The sequence below is a fragment of the Paenibacillus sp. FSL H7-0737 genome, assembly GCF_000758545.1.
Taxonomy (GTDB): Bacteria; Bacillota; Bacilli; order Paenibacillales; family Paenibacillaceae; genus Paenibacillus_AQ.
Map to the genome: position 1 here is coordinate 5,672,242 of NZ_CP009279.1, position 21,297 is coordinate 5,693,538.

General features: G+C 43.8%; 21 protein-coding genes and 1 other annotated feature. Of the genes, 8 read left to right on the forward strand and 13 right to left on the reverse strand.

All coding sequences use genetic code 11. From position 1 onward, the window contains the following. Positions 1–77: 77 nt before the first annotated feature. The 7 genes from H70737_RS24775 to H70737_RS24805 all read right to left on the reverse strand — a co-directional run bounded on the left by H70737_RS24775 (position 78) and on the right by H70737_RS24805 (position 9,205). Entirely contained in the window at positions 78–1,706 is a 1,629-nt protein-coding gene (locus H70737_RS24775; protein WP_042191597.1) for a putative polysaccharide biosynthesis protein, read from the reverse strand. Between the two features lie 27 nt (positions 1,707–1,733). After that, on the reverse strand, positions 1,734–2,219 hold the full coding sequence (locus H70737_RS24780; protein ID WP_042191598.1) for a DUF456 domain-containing protein: 486 nt from the start codon (positions 2,217–2,219) through the stop codon (positions 1,734–1,736). A gap of 36 nt (positions 2,220–2,255) precedes the next feature. Then, the gene (locus H70737_RS24785; RefSeq protein WP_042191600.1) at positions 2,256–3,011 is read right to left on the reverse strand and encodes a Cof-type HAD-IIB family hydrolase; all 756 of its coding nucleotides are present in this window, start codon (positions 3,009–3,011) and stop codon (positions 2,256–2,258) included. 75 nt (positions 3,012–3,086) lie between these two features. Next, entirely contained in the window at positions 3,087–5,192 is a 2,106-nt protein-coding gene (locus H70737_RS24790) for a peptidoglycan D,D-transpeptidase FtsI family protein (RefSeq protein ID WP_052404412.1), read from the reverse strand. A gap of 26 nt (positions 5,193–5,218) precedes the next feature. Beyond that, positions 5,219–7,294 carry a peptidoglycan D,D-transpeptidase FtsI family protein gene (locus H70737_RS24795; RefSeq protein ID WP_052404413.1) on the reverse strand — a complete coding sequence of 692 codons (2,076 nt, stop codon included), beginning with the start codon at positions 7,292–7,294 and terminating at the stop codon, positions 5,219–5,221. 266 nt (positions 7,295–7,560) lie between these two features. Then, positions 7,561–8,706, reverse strand: a complete 1,146-nt coding sequence (locus H70737_RS24800) for a transglutaminase-like domain-containing protein (RefSeq protein ID WP_042191602.1) — start codon at positions 8,704–8,706, stop codon at positions 7,561–7,563. 61 nt (positions 8,707–8,767) lie between these two features. After that, positions 8,768–9,205, reverse strand: coding sequence for a hypothetical protein (locus tag H70737_RS24805; RefSeq protein WP_042191604.1), 438 nt, complete (start codon positions 9,203–9,205; stop codon positions 8,768–8,770). Between the two features lie 270 nt (positions 9,206–9,475). Between H70737_RS24805 and H70737_RS24810 the strand changes: the two genes are divergently transcribed. Both H70737_RS24810 and H70737_RS24815 read left to right on the forward strand, forming a co-directional pair. Next, complete coding sequence (locus tag H70737_RS24810) at positions 9,476–10,663, forward strand: MFS transporter (RefSeq protein ID WP_042191606.1); 1,188 nt, start codon at positions 9,476–9,478, stop codon at positions 10,661–10,663. A gap of 131 nt (positions 10,664–10,794) precedes the next feature. Next, positions 10,795–11,142: a DNA primase gene (locus H70737_RS24815; RefSeq protein ID WP_042191609.1), complete on the forward strand. Its 348-nt coding sequence runs from the start codon at positions 10,795–10,797 to the stop codon at positions 11,140–11,142. Between the two features lie 124 nt (positions 11,143–11,266). Here H70737_RS24815 and H70737_RS24820 read toward each other — a convergent pair whose 3' ends face one another. Together H70737_RS24820 and cyoE are read right to left on the reverse strand one after the other, a co-directional pair. Further along, positions 11,267–11,890 carry an SCO family protein gene (locus H70737_RS24820; RefSeq protein WP_331281395.1) on the reverse strand — a complete coding sequence of 208 codons (624 nt, stop codon included), beginning with the start codon at positions 11,888–11,890 and terminating at the stop codon, positions 11,267–11,269. A 17-nt stretch (positions 11,891–11,907) separates the two neighbouring features. Next, complete coding sequence (cyoE, locus tag H70737_RS24825) at positions 11,908–12,840, reverse strand: heme o synthase (RefSeq protein WP_042191612.1); 933 nt, start codon at positions 12,838–12,840, stop codon at positions 11,908–11,910. Positions 12,841–13,082: 242 nt separating this feature from the next. On the opposite strand from cyoE, the gene H70737_RS24830 reads away from it, so the two are divergent. Both H70737_RS24830 and H70737_RS24835 read left to right on the forward strand, forming a co-directional pair. Next, positions 13,083–14,084, forward strand: coding sequence for a metal-dependent hydrolase (locus tag H70737_RS24830; RefSeq protein WP_042191614.1), 1,002 nt, complete (start codon positions 13,083–13,085; stop codon positions 14,082–14,084). Between the two features lie 108 nt (positions 14,085–14,192). Beyond that, positions 14,193–14,381 (forward strand): hypothetical protein, encoded by a 189-nt coding sequence (locus H70737_RS24835; RefSeq protein WP_042130914.1) that lies wholly within the window; start codon positions 14,193–14,195, stop codon positions 14,379–14,381. A gap of 1 nt (position 14,382) precedes the next feature. Here the strand turns inward: H70737_RS24835 and trpS are convergent, their stop codons facing one another. Beyond that, on the reverse strand, positions 14,383–15,369 hold the full coding sequence (trpS, locus tag H70737_RS24840; protein WP_042191616.1) for a tryptophan--tRNA ligase: 987 nt from the start codon (positions 15,367–15,369) through the stop codon (positions 14,383–14,385). Between the two features lie 61 nt (positions 15,370–15,430). Next, positions 15,431–15,669: a binding site (T-box leader), on the reverse strand. A 134-nt stretch (positions 15,670–15,803) separates the two neighbouring features. Here trpS and H70737_RS24845 point away from each other — a divergent pair. Beyond that, the gene (locus H70737_RS24845; protein ID WP_042191618.1) at positions 15,804–16,778 is read left to right on the forward strand and encodes an aldose 1-epimerase; all 975 of its coding nucleotides are present in this window, start codon (positions 15,804–15,806) and stop codon (positions 16,776–16,778) included. A 203-nt stretch (positions 16,779–16,981) separates the two neighbouring features. Next, positions 16,982–17,212, forward strand: coding sequence for an alpha/beta-type small acid-soluble spore protein (locus tag H70737_RS24850; protein WP_042130917.1), 231 nt, complete (start codon positions 16,982–16,984; stop codon positions 17,210–17,212). A 149-nt stretch (positions 17,213–17,361) separates the two neighbouring features. On the opposite strand, the gene H70737_RS24855 is transcribed toward H70737_RS24850, so the two are convergent. Further along, a complete protein-coding gene (locus H70737_RS24855) occupies positions 17,362–17,772 on the reverse strand; it encodes a hypothetical protein (protein WP_042191621.1) in 411 nt (136 codons plus the stop codon). A gap of 361 nt (positions 17,773–18,133) precedes the next feature. Next, the gene (locus tag H70737_RS24860) at positions 18,134–19,933 is read right to left on the reverse strand and encodes a M3 family oligoendopeptidase (RefSeq protein WP_042191623.1); all 1,800 of its coding nucleotides are present in this window, start codon (positions 19,931–19,933) and stop codon (positions 18,134–18,136) included. A gap of 118 nt (positions 19,934–20,051) precedes the next feature. Between H70737_RS24860 and H70737_RS24865 the strand changes: the two genes are divergently transcribed. Then, positions 20,052–20,243 carry a YycC family protein gene (locus H70737_RS24865; RefSeq protein ID WP_042130920.1) on the forward strand — a complete coding sequence of 64 codons (192 nt, stop codon included), beginning with the start codon at positions 20,052–20,054 and terminating at the stop codon, positions 20,241–20,243. Then, positions 20,240–20,470 (forward strand): hypothetical protein, encoded by a 231-nt coding sequence (locus tag H70737_RS24870; protein ID WP_042130921.1) that lies wholly within the window; start codon positions 20,240–20,242, stop codon positions 20,468–20,470. Before H70737_RS24865 ends, H70737_RS24870 begins: the two co-directional genes overlap by 4 nt. A gap of 92 nt (positions 20,471–20,562) precedes the next feature. On the opposite strand, the gene H70737_RS24875 is transcribed toward H70737_RS24870, so the two are convergent. Then, positions 20,563–21,273, reverse strand: a complete 711-nt coding sequence (locus tag H70737_RS24875; RefSeq protein ID WP_042191625.1) for a DUF2225 domain-containing protein — start codon at positions 21,271–21,273, stop codon at positions 20,563–20,565. Positions 21,274–21,297: the final 24 nt, after the last annotated feature.

Sequence of the window (21,297 nt, forward strand, 5' to 3'; positions counted from 1 at the left end):
GCTTGTTCAGTCCTTTCTTCCATATCTGTCAAATTTCTATTCTTTAAGTGAAGCAAAATGTCATGCAGAAGTCAAACTTATTCTCTCATACGAACACGCGCAGGCTGCAATTTCATCAGCGGATGGAGCAATTTTTGCAATGCACGCGGATAACTGGAGATTTCCTGTTTAGTAAGCACACCCAGTACAATTAGCATGACCAGATAAATAACAACAACTGCGGCCCCTACAACAAGACAAGTGATCAGAAATGCCAGACGTGCAGGCATTAGATCTGTTAACAGAATTCCAGCTTGGTTAAGTCCAAAACCAATACCACCGGACACCAGAACCGCAATTGCGAAGCCGCCCCACCGTTTACCCATAATTTCGAAAGGTACAATGGATTTCAGCATCCGTAAGTTAAGAATAGTAATAACTACGAAACAAAGTGCTGTTGCGCCGATAATCCCGTAGATCCCAAATATCTTACTTAGTAAGAAGCTTGCGACTAATTTAACAATAATACCCACTAGCACATAATACATTGAAATGCGTGATTTGCCCATACCGAGCAAGATGGAGTTCGTTGTCATCATGGTGATCTGAAAGATCGTTCCAATCGTAAGCATCGCCACAATTCCGCTTCCGTCCAAGCTGCTGAACAATAACCCGTTTACAGAATAAGCTGCTGCCACAAGTGCCAACACAATTGGCATCCCTGTCAGGATAGAAATCCGCAAAGCAAGTGTAATTTGCTTCTTCAAGTGTCCCTCATCACGACGGGCATAGGCAGCTGAAATGATCGGAATCAGCGAGGTACCTAGCGCAATGGCTAGTACCGGCGGAATTCCGGCCACACTTTGAGCACGCGTGGTTAGTATACCCAAAGCTGCTGTTGCACTCTCTCTGCCCATCTGATCAATAAGCAGTGGAACAGCCAAAGAAGTATCAATCACATTCACTACGGGAATCGTAAGTGAAGAGAGCACGATCGGAATTGATAGTGTGAAAATATCTTTGTAAATTCCCCAAATCGGCAATTTTTGAGTGGTATTGTAATTTAATCCTTGCTGTTTATCCTCTCGGCGCAGCTTGATTGCAAAATAAATCATGACACCAAATGCTGCAATACTACCAATTACGCTACCGAAGGATGCTCCCGCAGCTATAGTTGTATTGTTATACCCCTGCTGTAATAGAATATAAGCTAGTAAAATAGCGACTAGTACGCGAGCGAACTGCTCTACAATCTGTGAAATACCACCAGCCATCATATTGTTGCGCCCTTGAAAATATCCACGCATCATGGCAATTGCCGGAAAAAGTAAAAGCGCAGGTGCAATAGCCCTAACTGCCATCGCTGATTCAGGTACATCAGCAATATGTGTCGCATAGAACGGAGCGCCTATGTACAGCAAGGCCGTCATGATTACCCCTGCTGCTACTGAAAATAGCAATGCTGCATGATACACTTGTCTCGCCTCTTCAGGACGATTCAGAGCGTACCGCTCGGAGACCATTTTACTGAGCGTACTTGGAATACCTGCTGTAGCCACGGTGAGCAGCATTAAATAGATATTGTTCGATACCCCAAATGATGCTCTCCCCACATCATCAAAAATATGATCCAGCGGCACCCGCTGAACAAGCCCGAGTACCCTTGCCACCAAAGCTGCAGCAGCAAGGATAAGCGTGCCTTTTACGAAAGACTCTTTCTTGGACAAACCATTTCCCCTTCTTCACTGTTAAAATTAAAACCGGACGACCCATATAAAAAAGAGGACGACCATAATAATTTGTAGCACAATTTTGACAACAGTACTACTAAACAACCCAAGTATTGATCCTACACTTACTTTGGCAGCTTTAGCCGGTGAAGAACCTACGATCAATTCTCCTATAAAGGCACCCAGAAACGGACCAATAATAAGTCCAAAGGCTGGGATTACAAAAGGACCAATGATTAGCCCAATCGTACTCCCGATAATCGATGAACGTGAGCCGCCAAATTTCTTAACGCCCCAAGCCCCTACAACGTAATCAGCAATAAATAAAACTACAACGATCAGCGTTTGAATGATCCAGAACCAGGCACCAAAAGGCTCGAAAGAAAAGAACCAGCCATATACGAAAAAGGCAAGATAAATCGCAAGCGCACCCGGCAGTATAGGGTACACAGCCCCCGCTAGCCCTACGGCAAATAAAGCAATAATAAGAATCCAACCCAGGATCGTCAACACTTAACCTCCTAATAGCAAATATGCTCTATGGATTCACTTCGCAATAGCTTCATTAAAAATATATTTTTGAATGACTTCTGCAATTCCATCATTATTATTAGAAGCCACCACAACGTCAGCCTCTTCTTTAACCGTCTCCTGAGCGTTGCCCATGGCAACCCCAAGCCCTGACTGCTGAATCGCTGCAAGGTCATTGAGGCTGTCACCAACCGCTATAACTTGGGACATGTCTAGTCCTAGCAGCTTACAGACTTCCATGATTCCGGCTGCTTTATTCACTCCTAGAGGGTTAATCTCCAGGTTATGTGGAGAGGAGTTCGTAATCTCCAATCCACCCATATCTTGAAGACGAAGCAGCAGCTTATGACGAAGCTCATCATCTTCGGTGTGATAACCGAATTTAAGCCATTCTCTGCCCGTTACATCCCCATCCCAGTTATCCTGTTTGTGGACTTTTTCCGTAGAATAGGCCCAGAACCAGATGTCATCTTCTTTAGCAAGTTCATACATTTGCTGTACCAGCATAGGGTCCATCAATGATCGCCGATAAATTTCATGTGGAGCTCGCCATACCTCACTACCGTTCACAGTAATCATAGGTGTTTCTAGTCCAAGCTGCTCAGCATATGGAAATGCACTTGTAAAAGCCCGGCCTGTCGACAGACAGACATGAACGCCTGCGTCGACCGCCTTTTGAAGCCATTTCACCGTTGTAGGTGTAATAATCTGTTCATCATTCAGTAGGGTTCCATCCATATCCAAAGCAAGCAGGCGGTATTTGGCAGTCATTGCCACCCCTCCATTCTTTTATGCTCTCAATAGAGCAGCTGTTTATTTTTAATCATTATTCCCTTAGAGTCAAAGTTACTGAGTACCTGTAGTCGTTCCTTCATTCGCAGGATCATTCGTATTATTACCTGACTGTAGACTCTTCTTCGGAACGCCATCAAGTCCATATTCCCAATCATAAGCATCAAAAATTTTACGTGCGACCGGCGCAGCACTCTGGGAACCAAAGCCCCCTTCTGGAATGACTACGGCTACTGCCAGCTTAGGATTATTTCGTGGGGCATAGGCAATAAATACACCATTATCGCGAATTTGACCCTTCGCCACTTGTTGGGATGTTCCCGTCTTACGAGCAAAATCATAAGGGAAATCAGAAAAAGCACTAACTTCACTTCGCATACCCTGTTGAATTTCTTTCCAATAGGATTTATCAAAGGCTGTTACTTCATCTATTACCTCACGACCGAACTCCTTGACTACTTTTCCGTCAGCATCTGTAATCTTACTAACTAGCTGAGGTTTGATCCGCTGTCCTTCATTAGCAAGTGTAGCTACGTATTGGGCAAGCTGCAACACCGTATAACTACCTTGTTGGCCGAAAGAAGCATATACAAGTGCCGCTTGGGCACTACCCGCAGCCTCTATATTGGTATAGTTAATCTGTCCTAAGAATTCATTTGGCAGACCACTTCCCGTGGATACACCAAGTCCAAACTCTTTCATATACCTATCCCAGATATCTACGCCTTTGCTTTTGTATTTGTCATACAATCGTTTACCGATCATATCCACCATGAACGCATTCGAGGATTTCTCAATCGCTCTTGCAGGGTCCATAGAACCGTACACATGTCCTCCAGAGTTTCTTACCTTGGTTTCATGACCTGCTTTACCAAAAGTCGCGAAACCTCTATCCGGATAGTAGGTTGAGGTTGTAAAGAGACCTTCATTCAAACCCACGAGTACGCTCAAAGGTTTAATTGTTGAACCTAGTAGCAGCACAGACCTAAGTCCATTACCTGACGTCCCTGAAGAAATCGGATTAATGGTACCGTTCTGATAGTTGTCCATAATACTGTTCCAAACATCAGTGGATAAGGATCCCGATGTCCAAATATTCGTATCGTAGTCCGGCATACTTGCCATACTGACGATATTCCCCGTATCAACTTCCATCGCTACAGCGTAACCAGTTAAAGCATTAGGATGCGTTTTACCCTGTACAGTATTGGAATGCAGCCACTTAATCTGATCCATAATCGCCTGCTCTGTCTTCATCTGAATGTTCTTATTAATAGTTGTCCAGACGTCATTGCCTTTCACAGGAGGGACTACACGTTCGACTTTTTCTGCCATGTTCTGTGGATTGACAGAGATTTCCTGATAGCCGTTTTGTCCCCGAAGCTCTCTCTGATACTGCAGCTCCAGGCCGTCAAATCCGACAAACTCGTCGTCCTTGTAAGTTAGTCCTGGCTCCGGATTGTTCTTCATAGCATTTAAGATATTCTTATAAATATTAAGGCTGTTTGCTGATTTAAAAGGCTTGATATAACCTATCGTCTGTACGGCAACCGTATCTTTATCGTAATGACGAATGCTTTCCTCGACAATTTCAAGGCCTGGGTATTCTCCCTTATGTTCCATGAAATAGGCTACTTCCTGAGTAGTCAGGTCCGCCTTAATTCGCCGTGCCATAAAGCCAAGTGATTTCCGGAAATATAAATCCAGTGCGTCAATAACATCTTCTTCTGTCATCTTCTCAGCTTTTGGATCACCATATTTATTGAAATCAGTTACCAGCTTGGCTGCCAATGCATCTGACTTGGCTTTAGCTTCTGGAGTTAGGGTAGTTTTACCGGTATTTTTATCTGTTTGCTTAGCGGTATACTCCTTATTGAGCGTAATATACAGCGATTGAACCGGTGTAGAGTACGCTAACTTCTCACCTTCAGCAGCATAAATTACACCTCTCATGGATGCAAGGGGTACATTTTTGGTATCTCTGCTTGTCTCCACTTCAGTTAAAGTTGGTCCTTCCACGAATTGCAACACAGCCAGGCGTATAATAATTACGCAAAATATAACAAACGTGCTAAAGAAAAACACGTTGAGTCGCAGGCCTATGGAACTTTTACTGTTGGTCTCATCTGGAGGTGAGGCCTGCTTACGAAAAAAACTCACAGTTTATTTCTCTCCTTTTTCTCTAATTATTTTTGAACGGGGTCTGACGCAGGAGCAACATTCTTTTTTGGCACACCATCGAGCCCATACTCCCAATCATAGGCGTCAAAAATTTTACGAGCCACCGGAGCAGCGCTTTTGGAGCCAAAGCCCCCTTCTGGTATAACAACCGCTACGGCTAGCTTCGGATTTTCTCGCGGAGCAAATGCAATAAATACCCCATTATCACGGTTTATATTTTTTCTGTCTGTTTTTTCAGAGGTACCTGTCTTACGTGCAAAATCATAAGGAAAATCATCAAAGGCACTAACTTCACTGCTCATCCCCTGTTTGATCTCTTTCCAGTAGGATTTGTCAAACGTTACCGTATTAAGCACTTCTCTTTGAAATTCCTTAACCGCCTTACCTTGCGCATCCGTGATCTTGCTAACGAGTTGAGGCTTAATACGCACTCCTTCATTTGCAAGAGTAGAAGCATACTGGGCAAGCTGCAATGTAGTATAACTGCCCTGTTGGCCAAAAGAAGCATAGATAAGTGCGGCCTGCGAGCTGCCTGCGGCCTTAAGATCAGTATAGTTAATCTGGCCCGCTGATTCACCTGGGAGACCACTTTTCGTAGATACACCCAGCCCGAACTCTTTCATATATCTGTCCCATACCTCAATGCCTTTATCCCCCGGATATTTCTTGTAAAGCTGCTTACCCACCATATCAATCATAAATACGTTAGAAGATTCTCTAATGGCTTTAGCTGGATCTAGTGGACCATATACGTGACCCGATGAATTTCTTACGGATGATTTATTATCCTTACCGAAATAAGTAATGCCCACATCTGAATAGGTAGTTGAGGTATTAAAGAAACCTTCCTTTAAACCAATTAACACACTTAATGGTTTGATCGTAGATCCCATAAACACAAGTGAACTAAAATCATGACCTGATCTACCAGATGAATTCGAAGTAATCGTACCGTTTAGATGATTATTCATTATTTTATTCCAAACAGGTGTTGGTAAGGAGTCTTTAGTCCATACATTTGAATCGTAATCCGGCATGCTTGCCATGGCGACAATATTTCCAGTTTCCACTTCCATTGCTACGGCGTATCCGGTTAAAGCATCTGGATGCGTCTCACCTTGAACAGCATTGGTATGCAGCCATTTAATCTGATCCAAAATGGCCTGTTCTGTCTTCATCTGAATCTTCTTATTAATGGTCATCCAAATATTATTACCTTTTACAGGAGCAACGTTCTGTTCAACCTTCTCAGCCATATTCTGAGGAGTCACCGAAATGACCTGATAACCATTTTCTCCTCGTAGCTCTCGTTGATACTGCATTTCCAGACCATCAAACCCCACATATTCTTCTGCTTTATACATAAGTCCAGGGGGAGAATCTTTTTTCATTTCACTACGGACATTCTTATACATCGCTATATCTTCAGTCGATTTAAACGGCTTTCCAAAGCCGACTGTCTGTACCGCTACCGTATCTTTATCGTAGTGACGAACACTCTCCTCCACGATCGTTAGCCCCGGATAATTGTCTTTATGCTCCATGAAATAGGCTATTTCCTCTGGAATTAATCCAGTCTTGATCCGTCGCGGCACATAACCTAAATACTTTTTGAAATCTAAATCTAATAAATCCAAGATATCTTGCTGCGTCAGCTTCGGTGCATTCGGATCTCCATATTTAGCAAAATCAGCCGCAAGCCTTGCCGCAAGCATATCGGAGTTATTCTTCGCCTTTTCCGTAAGTGAGGTCTCACCCGTTACTTTATCTGTCGTTCTAGCTGTGTAATCTTTAGTTAATGTAAGGTAAAGCGACTCCGTAGGTGTTGAATAGGCAATCTGCTCTCCTTCGGCAGCAAAAATAATCCCACGCATCGCTGCGAGCGGAACAATTTTCGTTTCCCGGCTCGTTTCTTCTTCACTCAACAGAGCTCCCTCAGTAAACTGTAAACCTGCAAGACGTACGATAATAATACAAAAAATAAAAAAAGTGCCAAAGAAAAAAATATTCAGTCTCAAACCTACAGAATTTCTTGAAGATACCCCGTCCTTAGGCGGGAGCTGCTTACCAAACAAACTCACCAGCTTTCTCCCCTTCTACAAGCATAAACGCATTGACCGTCCTTATAAGGAAGGTAAGTGTTTAAGCGAGAAATATAAGACATAAAGTATAGAGCTTATACTTTCTTATATTTTAAAAAAATGTCTGACAACCCTTTGCCTGCGACATTACTCTTATGATGAAGGTGAGTTCTTAGCTGCTTATTGTGAGCATGCCCTCGCATTTAAGTTAGAACTGACGTTACTTGAGTTTATTGTACCACACCCCAGGAGTTCAACGCCCTCACTCAGAGGGCGTTCTCCCTAATATGCGTTTCATCAAAATCCTTCGGATTGAACCAATCTCCACTGCTAGCCCAAGTCGGATCCAGCGGAATCCAAGCTTGCCGATCACTTATATATACTTCATTCCAAGCATGTGCACCATATCCGCCACGCCCATCATAACCCTGACCTGTTACAACCCGTACCTGCAAGCCCTGTGAACGAGCCATCACAGCGTACAGTCGGGCATAGTCTATACACACCCCTTGCCGAGTGTCGAATGTATCCTGTGGTGTCTGTTCATGCCAGACCCTGTTTTGCAAATAATTGTCAGCCTTAGCATAATCGTAAGTCACGCGTGTACCTACCCAATCATAGAGAAGTCTCGCTTTTTTCTCTTCTTCTTGCGCTTGTCCAACAATGTCTTCTGCTGCTCCTATAATATCCTGAGGAATTTCATGATCGATAACCTCATATTTTCTGCGAAGGATATCATTCATCTCTGCTGCAACGGTCTTCGTCAGAATTGGAAGTTTCTTCTGCACAGTCTCACCAACAATAGGTTCAAATACAGCAGCAGCGCTCTGACTATAGATTGGAGAGGACTCCACATAACGACTAAATCCACTCTCCGGATTTAATCCAACACAGATGAAAAGAGCAAGAACAATTACCAGACTACGCATTAAGCCGATAATTAATCCAACCATTGCTCCTCCCATACGGCTTACCTGCGTAATCTTTCTGTCTTTAAACTTCTTAGTACGCCGCAATTGTGGAAAAGGTAGCAACATGGATAACAGTCCTAAGAGCATACGAATTAACAGATAAGAAATCAGGAGTAACAATAGAAATCGAACCAGCGGTGATTCTGATAACACAGACACCGCCGTATAATAAATTTGCTGCCACTGTGTAAGCTTCGTATCAGGAAGACTAATCCCCGATGCCCAAGTCTCTACATAGGGATTGAGGTAGGCCGCAGCTGGGATAGCTAATACCAAAGATGCTATAGTAAATAATCCTGTTCCCAGCAGCCCAAATAATCTTCCGGTAGCGCTTGAGAAACCTCTGCTCCAGCCTTGCAATAGAGAGAAGACTACAACCATCAGGAGGGCGATGGAGATGATATTAGCATCACTCACACTAGTCATCCATCCGTTTATCATATCCGCTCTCTCCTTTCAGTCGCGTGCTTGCTCGCTTGTTATATTTTTGAGTCCAAGCCTGTTATTGATGTTTTCGGGCTTCCTCGATAAATGTTTTTGTCGTATCTGTAACACTCCACTTTCCAAGACTCACACCCCGGAAAGTAACCTCTACTTTATCTTCACCCGCTGCGCCCTTCACTTCAATATTCGGCGTTGTAATCGTAAAGGTCCCGTCTCCATTTGAAGTGTACTTCGCATCCTGCGCTTCTTTAAGCATAACCTCTTGCGCTTCCTTCTTCAGCGTGCTTACCGTTCCATCTGCCACCTTATTCACCGCGTTACCAATTTGGTCCATTGTAACACCACTATAGATGAACAAACCTACAACGATCACAATGACAATCGCCCATTTCAGAACGGTTTTAACCAAATTAACAACCGCAAACAGCAGGACAAGCGCAATTACAATAACTAGCCAATTTTCCCTTATAAACTGTGACCATACCTCTGGATCCATCAATCTCACAACACCCCTATCGCCTAGTTTCGTCCCAAGGATTCTCTCTTCCCATAGACATAACGCCAATATTAATTATTATACATGAATACCCATCATAATTCATGGTTCCACCCTCCGTAAAAGGTATACCTACTAGCGGAATTAAAAAAGCGGTATAAGCCCTCTCTGTCCCACGTAAAGTACAAGTAGTGCTTAAGAATTGGTTCTTCATTATTACGCCGTCCTGCATTCACTTGTGCTGTAGGTGGCTCTCGGAGGTGTTTCCCTGTGAAAACTGCGCTGTGGCTATACTTATTTCTCTTTTTGGCGTTCTTCGATTTACATGCTCAGTATCCCGTCCTTACGCCCTTTGCCATCTCTCTTGGTGCGGGACCCACCTTTATTGGCTGGATGATGGGCATGTACTCGTTGACCCACCTTCCCGGCAATCTGCTTGCAGGCGTACTCGTCGATCGTAATGGCTCCCGCCGCTACATCGTCTTCAGCCTTGTCGCAGCGGGAGCTATCCTACTGCTGCAAGCTCATGTACAGCTTCCATGGCATCTGCTGATGCTAAGAGCAGCAAGTGGATTCGTGCTCGCTTTCCTCTCTCCAGCCTGTATGACGTTACTCGCTTCTTTGTCATCGGATGCCACAGAGCAGGGTAAATATATGTCCGGACATGGTATCGTTCATACGTTAGCTTCAGTTGTATCGCCTGCTGCGGGAGCTTTTATCGTAGCAAAAGCCGGCTACTCTGGCACCTTCACCACACTTGGATGGCTCCTTATCGCAACAGGAATCATGGCTTTTTTCAGTGTACCTGCACCTTCGAGACATATATTAAAGCCGCTAAGCTCAGCGCAATCAGCATTAAAAGTTCCAGATAAACCTTCTATACCAACGAAAGATGATGATCTGGTATCCAAACGGTATTACCTTTTACCTTTTTTCGTTTCCTGTTCACAAGGCGTTCTCTTTTTCGAGCTCCCGCTATCTCAAACAGGGAGCAACAGTATTCTTTCCACTGGTATCCTACTGTCACTCCTCAGTTTAGGTGCTTTGGTAACGCTCAGCATGCTCTTCCTTAACCGTCTTTCTCCGGGGGGAAGAATAGCAGCGGCATTACTGGGAATGGCCATCAGCTTCTTTGCACTCGCCTCATTTCACAGGATTCCGACTGCTGCGATTCTTTTTATGCTCGGCGCAGCCAAAGGAGTGTTGTTTCCTGCAATGGCATCACTCTTTATTAGTCTCGGTGGCCCTGGGCGAATGGGTCGGACTTTCTCCATGCAGTCGATAGCCATGTCACTCGGTGCATTCGCTGGGCCCGTGGCTGCTGGACAGCTAAGGTCCTTCGTTTCTCCTTACTTCATAGCCTTTCTAATACTAATGGTAGCATTGCTTCTTCTTCCACCTAAAAACACTGGTAAACTATCGAACCTCACTTCCAAATGGAACGGGCGAGCCGCATGATTCTTTGCTTTTACGACATTTCCCGGGGAATGAAGACTTTCCTGCAGAAACAGTTGTTAAAAATGACGATCCTTCGGTAAACTATAATGAGCCTGAAGCTTGGACCCATTCCCGGAGGTGATTGTCAGCTAATGTCCATAACGATTATTGTCGAAGGTAAGAACGATCGCAGCAGATTACGGCGCGTGCTGGTACCGGAAGTAGAAATCCTATGTACCTTTGGTACATTAAATACACTAAAATTAGAATCCCTCCGGCAACAAGTAGGAGATGGAGAAGTATACCTTTATTTGGATAACGATAGCTCTGGCAAAAAAATACGCAGTGTGCTCCGGGATGCCTTCCCTGATGCCGATCATATTTATACTCGTCGCGGATATGCTGGTGTGGAAGGTACGCCTGATGAATACAACATCACTCAGCTCGAAAAAGCCGGATTGGAAGATTTCATCGTCTACCCTGAACCACTTCCATTTTAGCTGAAACAAGTATAAGGATAATGTATAGCATGAAACTTATACTATCGTATATTTAAAAAAACGCCTTTTTCGTTATCCGCTCAATAAAGAGGGATTCGAAAAAGGCGTTTTTAATGTTTATGTTCTATTCCCGAGCCAATTCCGTTAGCTGATCGGCAAGAAATTCAGGAGTTACGTTCTCCGTATCTCCTGCGTCATACAATGCACGAAGTTGATTGTTCCGGTCAACTAACGCTATACGGTTGGCATGTACGAAATTTTCTTTGGAATTCCCTGCGATTAGTACTTTAAAAGAATCCGTCGCTAACTTACGAACTTCTTCCTGATCCCCCCGCAAGAAATACCATCCATCATAATTCGCCTGAAACCGGTCTGCAAAAGCCTTAATAGCTTCCCGAGTATCATTCTTCGGATCAAAAGAGATAGAAACAAAACCCGTATCTTTACCAAAACTGCCATCCTCGACCAGAATCTTCTGTGTCTGAGATAACAAAAACGTAGTTATAGGACATACATCCGGACACTGTGTAAAAAAGAAGTATACCAGCCGTGCTTTACCTTGTGTATCAGCCAGAGTAACCTGGTCTCCATTCACATTTTCAAGAGAAAAGTCCTGCACTTCTCCGATTACTGGCAATTTCTCTTTTCCTAAATTCAAAGAGTTAATTGCCAGATAACCAGCCATAATCAAAGCAAGTATTAGCAGAAGCCAAGTCCATTTATAACGCTTAAAGGTTTGCACGGACACGTATACCCTCCCTCTTCTTAACCGTGAATCGTATTCAATACAAGTACGATCAAACTAACTGTCAGGTAGTTAATGGAGAAGAGGAAATTCTTCTTCGCCCAGACTTCATCATCTTTAGCCTTAAAGCCCATCAAGGTCAATACTAACCAAGCCAAGGACAACGCTGATGAAATGATTAGAAAAAATATGCCTGCGTAATCGTAGGCGTACATTAACACTGGAATAGGCAGCAAAAGGGCTACATAAGGAATCATCTGAAATTTCGTACGTCGCGTCCCTTTAACTACAGGTAACAATGGAAATCCTGCCGCTCTATATTCTTCTTTACGTCTAATGCCCAACGCCCAGAAGTGAGGGGGTTGCCATAGAAACAACATGGCAAAGATCAGCCAAGCGCCTAGATCAACCGTTCCTGAAACCGCAACATAACCAATTACTGGGGGCATTGCTCCAGAAATCGCACCTACGGAGGTGCTCCATGTTGATGTCCGCTTCAACCAAAGCGTGTATACTACTACGTAAACGAACATACCAACAATTCCAAACAGACCGGCAAGCATACCTGAAAAAGCAAACAGCACGATCAAACCTGCAATACCAAGCCCAATGGCGTATAATAACACAGTGTTTGGTTTTAGTCGTCCTGTAGGAAGCCCCCGTTCACGGGTTCTTTCCATCTTCATGTCCAGATCCCGGTCGAAATAGTTATTAAAAACGCAGGCCGAAGCCATAACCAGCATAGTACCGAGCAGAGTCAGAACTAATCTGCCGTAATGAACATCCCAACCCGAGGCCAACCAATATCCCGCAAAGGCGGCAATAAGGTTAGATCGGATAATACCGGGTTTTGTTACAGCAATGAAATCACGCCAGCTAGCACCTTCCGGTGGAGATTTTGCAGACATGGCTGCAGAGTCGGAAGAAGCTTGAAATGTTATATGATTGTCCACACCTAATGATCCTCCTTCTAAACGAACATGTAACGTTCTAACCGAAGTTTTTTTAACTTCGCTGTTAACTTTATCATAACAAACCCGTGAAGACTTTGACAGTCATGGAACAGTAAGTTCATGAATTCGACAATTACGTGACAATATTTATTTTGTATTTATTTCAATCCCCTTAATAACCAGGGCTGTATTTGGGTAATTATTAAATAGAGAACTTCCGAACAACAAAGGAGAACTGACCAATGGATACTGCTACACATTTAGTTATGGGCCTAGGCTTAGCCGGGCTTTCCTTCGTTGATCCCATCGTTGCTTCTGATCCGAAACTGGCCGGGGCTGTTATGCTGGCAACAGTGCTCGCCTCTCAGGCTCCTGATGCCGATACTGCGCTACGACTGAAGGACAATGCAATGTATATTCGAAATCACCGAGGAATCACACATTCCCTACCCTTTCTAATTCTGTGGCCCGCGCTGATTTCCTTCGTGTTAGGCCCCTTATTTGGTTTTACTGATTTACAAGCTCTAAGCCATATTGCGCTCTGGAGCTTCATTGGTGTAGGTGTTCACGTATTTTCTGATCTATTTAATACCTATGGCACTCAGGCTGCACGTCCATTCACGGAGAAATGGATTGCATGGAACATCATCCACATTTTTGATCCATTTATATTTGGTAGCCATATCGCAGCCATCCTTCTCTGGATCACCGGGATCATTCCACCGCAACCTTTATTTATTACACTGTATGCCTGTACTATTCTTTATTATATTTGGAGAACCGTCGTTCACGCACGTCTCACGCGTAATATTAAGCTTAAGGATTTACATCATAGTGCCGGCGAACGTTATATTGTAATCCCTACAATTTCACTAAAGCGCTGGAACGTAGTCAAGGTGAAAAAAGATGGCAGCTATGATGTTGGGCAGTTAGTCAATAACCGACTGGAATGGTTCAAACATGCTGTATGCTCGACTCATCCTGCTGTGGAGATTTCCAAGTCGCACCCTGATATTCAGTCCTTTCTATACTTCACCTCTTATGCAGTAGCCGAAGTCGAGGAACTCCCTTCAGGATATATGGTGCGCTGGGGGGACGTACGTTATTTACATCGCAAACAATACCCGTTTGTGGCTGTATTAGTGATGGACAATCAATATCGACCTTTAAATACTTATGTAGGTTGGCTTAGCAGCGAGAAGCTCGACAAACGATTTTCCATTGACCCTGGTTCTTTACGATGAAACTGTAGACTTACGCAGAGATCTATTCTATAATCACAAAAAATCCCGGAGTATTATTATCATACTCCGGGATTCATTTTAGCAGACATAGAAAGGAAGGCTCTCTTAATGGGTAAAGGACTTTCACTTTGGTTCGCTTGTTCTTCTATTCTTATTCTTACTGCCGCTTCAATCGCGATCAGTTATAGCTTTTGGTTGGCACTTCTGCTCGGGTTTCTCTGTGTCATGAATATTGGCTGGGGATTTATCCTCAAGGCCAAGATCAGACGCAAACAGGAAAGCCTAAGCGCTGATTAGATTAACGAGCTGGCAGAAATCCCATCCGCTCTTTAACTCCATTCAACGTCTCAGTTGCAACAATACGTGCACGACCAGCACCTTCAGCAAGAATATCTGTAATCGCACCCGAGCTACGAATTTCATTATATCTTTGTTGTAAAGGCTCAAGCGTAGATACAACCACTTCAGCAAGATCTTTCTTAAAGCCGCCATACATTTGCCCTTCATAACGATCGGCAATTTGCTGGAGTGTCATTCCAGAACATTCGGAATAAATACTCATCAAATTACTAATCTCTGGCTTATTAGCTGGATCAAAAATTACTTCACGTCCTGAATCAGTCGTTGCACGGCTGATTTTTTTACGGATTACGTCCGGTGAATCTAACAGAGCAATGTAGCTGCCTGCGTTAGGATTGCTCTTGCTCATTTTTTTGGTGCCATCATCCAGAGACATAATACGTGCACCCACCTCTGGAATGTACGGCTCCGGAATGGTAAAGAATTCGCCAAAACGATTATTGAAGCGACCAGCTAAATCACGAGTCAGCTCCAAATGTTGTTTTTGATCTTCTCCAACTGGCACAAGATCCGCATTATAAACAAGAATATCTGCTGCCATCAAGGAAGGATAGACGAATAAACCAGCGCCAACAGAATCTTTACCTGATGATTTATCTTTAAACTGGGTCATACGCTCCAGCTCGCCCATTGCTGTAAGTGTCGTCATGATCCAACCCAGTTCAGCGTGTTGTGGCACATGCGACTGCATATAGACATTAGAACGTGCAGGATCAATTCCTGCTGCAATAAAGAGGGCCGCTACGGATTCTGACTGTTCACGCAGTGCCGCAGGATCTTGTGCTACAGTGATTGCATGCATATCGACAACCATAAAGAAACATTGATGATCATCTTGCAGCTTCACAAAATTTTTCAGTGCTCCAATGTAGTTCCCCAATGTAAGTGAACCGCTTGGCTGAATGCCTGACATTACTTTTTTCATAATATAGACCTCCGTTTGATGTCATTTCTAAGTTTCCGAGAACGCAAAAAAAGCCTCATCCGCAAGGGACGTGAGACCGTGGTGCCACCCTTATTCGCTGCTTAATCTTGTTTGAACAAGAAAAAACAGCCTTAGTCTTCCGTTAACGGGGAAGATCCGGCCGGTCTACTAGGGTATCTAGCTCCCGTTCAAGCTCGGCGCTCAGGGGTCCATTCATCAGGTTTGTCCTACCGGTTCGCATCAACCACCGGCTTTCTGAAGGTGCAATGCCTGCCTACTTGTCCCCGTCATCACATTATCATCATGAATTAATGCCTTCATCATAGAACCATAAAGAGAAGTTGTCAAATCACTTAACCACTACCGTATAAATCTGTTATGATAAGGTTATCCATGTTCTATTCGATTACAGTTACGATAAAGGAGCATATCTCATGAAACAGGTGACCAAAGGGCAGTGGGGCGGTTATGATACTTATATTTTGCACAGCCGTGAACTGGAAGTCACGCTTTTGCCGCGACTAGGAAATAACGTGATTTCATTGTTTGATGTCAAGAAACAACGGGAAATTCTACGGCGGCCTGATGAAAGCGATCAAGCTTTCTTTATGCAAAAACCTTACCATTTTGGCATGCCGCTATTAATTCCACCCGGAAGAATTCGTAAGGGCCAATTTCAATTCGAGGGTACAAGTTATCAATTTGACCAGAATACCGCTAATGACAATCATATTCATGGTCTACACCGAACTCAGGCCTGGTGTGTCAGCGATATTGAAGAAGATGAGGATGGTTGCGCGGTCACTACTGAATTCCGAACGGAAGATGATCCACACTGGATGGAGCAATTCCCTATCCCACTTAAATTCGAAATGACGTTTAGGCTTCAGGAAGCCCGATTTACCCAAACTTTAAAGGTTACTAATCTTGGAGATCATCGAATTCCTTTTGGGATCGGTTATCACACCTGGTTTATGATTGATGGAGAACCTGAGCGCTGGAATCTTAAGCTCCCAGTAAATAGTATTTATGAACTGAACGAAGAATTGCTCCCTAGCGGCAATCTGATTCCACTTGGTGATCTGGAAGCCTTGAACACCGGAATGAACATGCAGGGAACTAATTTTGATACTGCTCTACGTATTGGAGAAAAACAGCCTGTAGAAGCCTTATTATTACGTGATGATGGTTATGGCCTTCGTTATACTGCTGACGAGAATCTATTCCGTCACTGGGTGCTATATACCAAAGGACCGGCTGATCAATTTCTGTGTATTGAGCCCTATACCTGGCTCGCGAATGCACCGAATGTATCCGAGGATGCTTCCTTCACAGGTCTTTTAACGGTAGAACCCGGTCAAAGTCAGAATCTATCCACCGTGCTGGAAATGATCTATCCTGAGATTTAAAGCAGATATACATTATATCGGTCTTGCCTTGCGATTACGTAAGGGAAGACCGATTTTTTTTGTGTAATCCCTAGCAATAAAGGATTTCTATCCTCACTTTTATTTCACTAATAATTACCATCCTTAAAACCTTTCGAAGTGATGCATGAATTAACCTCTTAGCGCTCATACTATCTTCACAACGGGCGAAGGAGGTGACACACATGGGTCAAGCAGGTCAAGGTCGTAGCAGCCGTTCCAATAACCTGGTCGTTCCTCAAGCAACTGCGGCATTGCAACAGTTGAAATATGAAGCAGCACAGGAGCTTGGAGTAACGATCCCAGCTGACGGTTATTACGGGAACTACACTTCTCGCGAAACTGGTTCTCTGGGCGGTTACATCACTAAACGTCTAGTACAACTGGCAGAACAACAACTGTCTGGTCGTCAGTAACAACGTTATCTTAAGTGTTTTATCCGGCTAGGGCGATATCAAGCATAAAGCCTAAAGCCGAGTAGCTTTTGAGCCCTCTCACACTTCTTTCTGAAGCTGTGGGAGGGTTTTTGATTTTCACAATTATTGGAATTTTATGTAAACAACGCTTAACCAAAAAACTGTTCGGAACTTTCAGCATAGGCATTACGAGGCGATCGAATCATTAGATTCGCCATATTATAATTGGACTCCAACGTAGCATCTACAATCACCATTCCCTGTCTAATGGCGAATTCATAAGAAATCTCACCATGCGTCCAACGCCGCTTGTATTTCAGGCTTTCCAGCGCCATTAGTCGAAAAGAAGACTGTTGTCCATCTGTCATCCCTTCTTTTGCATCAGTGAATACCCCGCTTCGCCCAGAAAGAGGATTATGTCGTATCCCGAATTTTCCGATCATGTTATTTCGTATTTGCACAAAAACCGTACCAGAAGTTAATCCCGATAATTCTTCCTGCAGCTCCTTAAACACCATATCCATCTGTCTCGCTAATGATAGTTGTTCCGTCTTAAGCATTACTTCTCCTCCTAAAAGTTTTGTGAGCATAGCTTGATTTGAGTGCACTTCGCAGAACCGACTTCGTAAGCGCTTGCTTATTTTTGTGAGTTCAGCCAAGTGGTACTCTAGCGTGCCTTATATAAGGCTTAAGACTCATTATAGGTTACTAACAAATGGCAAACAACATTATTCGGCAAAATTGGGTTATTATCCCTATAGATGCGCGAAATCCATAGATTAATCGCATATTTCTTTTTATAAATCGTGATTTTTCGACATTTTATCATTAAAAAAAGCCCCTGTATCAGGGGCTTTTGCGTGTTCATGCTGAAAAATTATTGTTTTTTCTACCGCTAAATTTGTCTTAGTTTAGACTTTTTCAAACTAATTGCTCCGTCATCTCCAAGAACTCATTAATGTCAGCTACAATCAGATCTGTAGCGCCTTGCCAGAAGTCCGGCTTCGTAAGATCCACACCCAGATGCTTAAGTACCAAATCCTCTAAAGTCATCACACCAGTATCTTGCAACAAGCTATCATATTTGTCTGCAAAGGACGCTCCTTCTTGCAGAGCCAGTCGATACAAGCCTGTGCTGAACATGTAGCCAACGGTGTAAGGGAAGTTATAGAACGGCACATCTGTGATATAAAAATGCAGTTTAGAAGCCCAGAAATGAGGATGGTATTCCGAAAGCACCCCACAGAAGGCTTCCTTCTGTGCTTCCACCATCAATTCAGACAGCTCCTCAGCATTTACAAGGCCTTCCTTACGTTTCTCATAAAAACGAGTCTCAAATAAGAACCGAGCGTGAATGTTCATAAAGAAGGCTACGCTGTTTTGAATTTTCGTTTCAAGCAACGCCAGTTTCTCTTCAGCGTTGCTAGCGGCTTTAACCTGAGCGTCAGATACAATGACCTCTGCGAAGGTTGAAGCAGTCTCTGCAACGTTCATAGCGTAGTTCTGATTAAATACAGGTTGATCATCCAGCAAGTAAGAATGATAAGCATGTCCCAGCTCATGTGCCAAGGTTGAAACATTGGAAGTTGTACCGCTATAAGTCATGAAAATCCGCGATTCCTTACTCTCAGGGAAGGATGTACAGAAACCTCCAGGACGTTTTCCCGGACGATCCTCAACCTCAATCCAGTTATTATCAAAAGCACGCTCTGCAAACTCTGCCATCTTCGGACTAAATTTGCGGAACTGGGTAACGATATCTTTAGCGGCCTGATCATATGGGATTTTACCTGAAGATTTACCCACTGGCGCTTCGACATCTACCCAAGAAAGAGCATCCAGTCCAAGCAGCTTAGCTTTACGCTGAAGATAGGTCACGAGTGCAGGCTTGCTATTCGTAATCACGTCCCACATCGCATTCAAAGTATCTTGTGACATGCGATTGATGCTCAGCGGATCTTTCAGAATATCTTCCCAACCTCTTCCTTTATAGAGCTTCAGACGGAAGCCCGCTAAGTGATTCAAGGTATCCGCACAGTTATCTGCTGCTTCGGTCCATGCTTCTTCCCATTTATGGAACATGGATTGACGTACTTTCGGATCTGGATCATCCAGCTTGTTAAAAGCTTGACCTGCGGAGAGCAGCTTTGTTCCTTCTTCATCCTCAAATGGGATCTTAATCGAGCTTACAATCGTATCATAGTGCCCGCTCCATCCATGATATCCGTCAACGGCTAGTTCTAGTGCTAAGCTTTCCAACTCTGGACTCATCTTCTCACGGGCCAAGTCACGGCTCTCGCTCAGCACGAACGTTAATGGAGCAATCTCCGGACGTGCCATCCACTCTGCCCATACCTTGTCTGTAGTCTGACGAAGCACATTACTGAATTGTGAGCTAATGCCTTCGAATCCGGCACGCATACTTGTCACTCGAGCCGCCAGTCTTACCGCACCTTTGTCCATTTGATTCTGAGCGCCCAGACAGTCTGCGAAGGAAGAGACCTCCACAAGTCTTCCTGAACAGCTCTGAAGCAGTTCTATAACCTCGTCCAGCGCCTTTGTAGACTCAACATCCGTTGGAGCTACAGCATTCTTCACCAGACCCTGTAAGGCTGCAATATCTTGTTCAAGATTCTTTAAAAAGCTTTCTAACTCAGTAGAGGACGATCCTCCAGGAAATATGGAATCAAGTTCCCAAGTCAGTGATAATGGTTGTTTCATGTCTTCTCACCATTCCTTTGCTCTCATTTGGTTTTCTTTGTAATTGACTTAACACCATGGTAAAGTGAATAACGATACCGGAACATTCATAGCCGATAAACTTTAGGAGGGCATCCATATGAAGCCACTACAAATTTCACCGGAAACAGCCATAACGTTATCCAAGCAACTAGGCGTTCCACTGGAACACTTGATGCATATGCCCCAACATATTTTGCTACAAAAAATAGCTGAGCTATCCAAAAAGCAGAATTCACCGCAAGCTGAGGATGGAAATGAAGAGTCTCCTTCTGGGAAGGATTCACAATGATTCCTTTTAGTCATACCTGGCCTTATGACATTATTTTAGGCGATATGTATGTGCAGTATTGCCCTTTCTGCAACTCGGAGAATGTTCTTCTCCCTATGAAGCCAAAAGAATTGCAAATCGTTCGTGACGGCAAGAAAAAACTACTTGTCTTCCCATGTTGCAGCGCCAGTCCCACAGTTGTAGATAACGACGGAGATTACCTCCTATTCGATCGGGCAGTCCGATAAATAGAAGGTCATCTAAATCCCAATCTTACCATTTTTATAAAGCGCAGACGAGAGCATTACTCTCTTCTGCGCTTTTTGTTGTTCGTGAAGCTTTAAGAACCTGAAGGCAATCCATCGGCATCAATATCTACAGTTTCGCCGCGCATTTGCTCTCTTAGCACAACCCACTGCTCCCTGGCAGCTCGAATCATCGCAGCATCCATAATCTTCTGATCATTAATCAGGCGGGAGAACCACATTACAGCCACAGAGAACTCTCCGATGCGCCGGTTAAGTTCGCCGATAAGATACATGAGCCGGGCATCATTGCCAGCTATTCCGTCTTTTTCGTATACCTTCACATATTCAGCTAATGAATAGCGCAAAAAGCGTTGTTCCTGTTCCGTATTCCCTTGATACCGATACAACCAGGCAATGTGATGAAGCAGACTTGCAATAATTCGATCCTTATCGTTAATACTTTGAGCGCATAAAAGCGCCAGTTTATAGGTCTCAAGTGCAGTTTCCCAGCTTCGTTTATCCCCAAAGTCACGGCTCTTCCATCGTTTTCCTACCTGTTCATTAAATGCTTTTCGCTGCAGATCCGTCAGCTTGTCCGCTGAATTTTCTGTAGAGGCAAACCCACAACTCGGGCAGACACGTACAACATAATAATCCGGATTCTCGTTTTTGTAATATGCGCAAAAATCAGCATCGCGGCGGATAGCCTTTTTTAGGCTAGGGCGTACGCGAGAGGTTGAAAATTCATGTTCACAATTGCAACATTTGACCTTAATAGAATATAGGGGTATTAACTCTGGCAAGTACTCTCATTCCTTTCAGGATCA

Bases quoted from the DNA above. Each gene is read 5' to 3' on its own strand.
- H70737_RS24830 (WP_042191614.1), top strand. From the start codon at position 13,083: ATGGATACTGCTACACATTTAGTTATGGGCCTAGGCTTAGCCGGGCTT.
- H70737_RS24835 (WP_042130914.1), top strand. From the start codon at position 14,193: ATGGGTAAAGGACTTTCACTTTGGTTCGCTTGTTCTTCTATTCTTATT.
- H70737_RS24785 (WP_042191600.1), bottom strand. From the start codon at position 3,011: ATGACTGCCAAATACCGCCTGCTTGCTTTGGATATGGATGGAACCCTA.
- H70737_RS24860 (WP_042191623.1), bottom strand. From the start codon at position 19,933: ATGAAACAACCATTATCACTGACTTGGGAACTTGATTCCATATTTCCT.
- H70737_RS24815 (WP_042191609.1), top strand. From the start codon at position 10,795: ATGTCCATAACGATTATTGTCGAAGGTAAGAACGATCGCAGCAGATTA.
- H70737_RS24800 (WP_042191602.1), bottom strand. From the start codon at position 8,706: ATGATAAACGGATGGATGACTAGTGTGAGTGATGCTAATATCATCTCC.
- H70737_RS24870 (WP_042130921.1), top strand. From the start codon at position 20,240: ATGATTCCTTTTAGTCATACCTGGCCTTATGACATTATTTTAGGCGAT.
- H70737_RS24850 (WP_042130917.1), top strand. From the start codon at position 16,982: ATGGGTCAAGCAGGTCAAGGTCGTAGCAGCCGTTCCAATAACCTGGTC.
- H70737_RS24855 (WP_042191621.1), bottom strand. From the start codon at position 17,772: ATGCTTAAGACGGAACAACTATCATTAGCGAGACAGATGGATATGGTG.
- H70737_RS24845 (WP_042191618.1), top strand. From the start codon at position 15,804: ATGAAACAGGTGACCAAAGGGCAGTGGGGCGGTTATGATACTTATATT.
- H70737_RS24805 (WP_042191604.1), bottom strand. From the start codon at position 9,205: ATGGATCCAGAGGTATGGTCACAGTTTATAAGGGAAAATTGGCTAGTT.
- trpS (WP_042191616.1), bottom strand. From the start codon at position 15,369: ATGAAAAAAGTAATGTCAGGCATTCAGCCAAGCGGTTCACTTACATTG.
- H70737_RS24865 (WP_042130920.1), top strand. From the start codon at position 20,052: ATGAAGCCACTACAAATTTCACCGGAAACAGCCATAACGTTATCCAAG.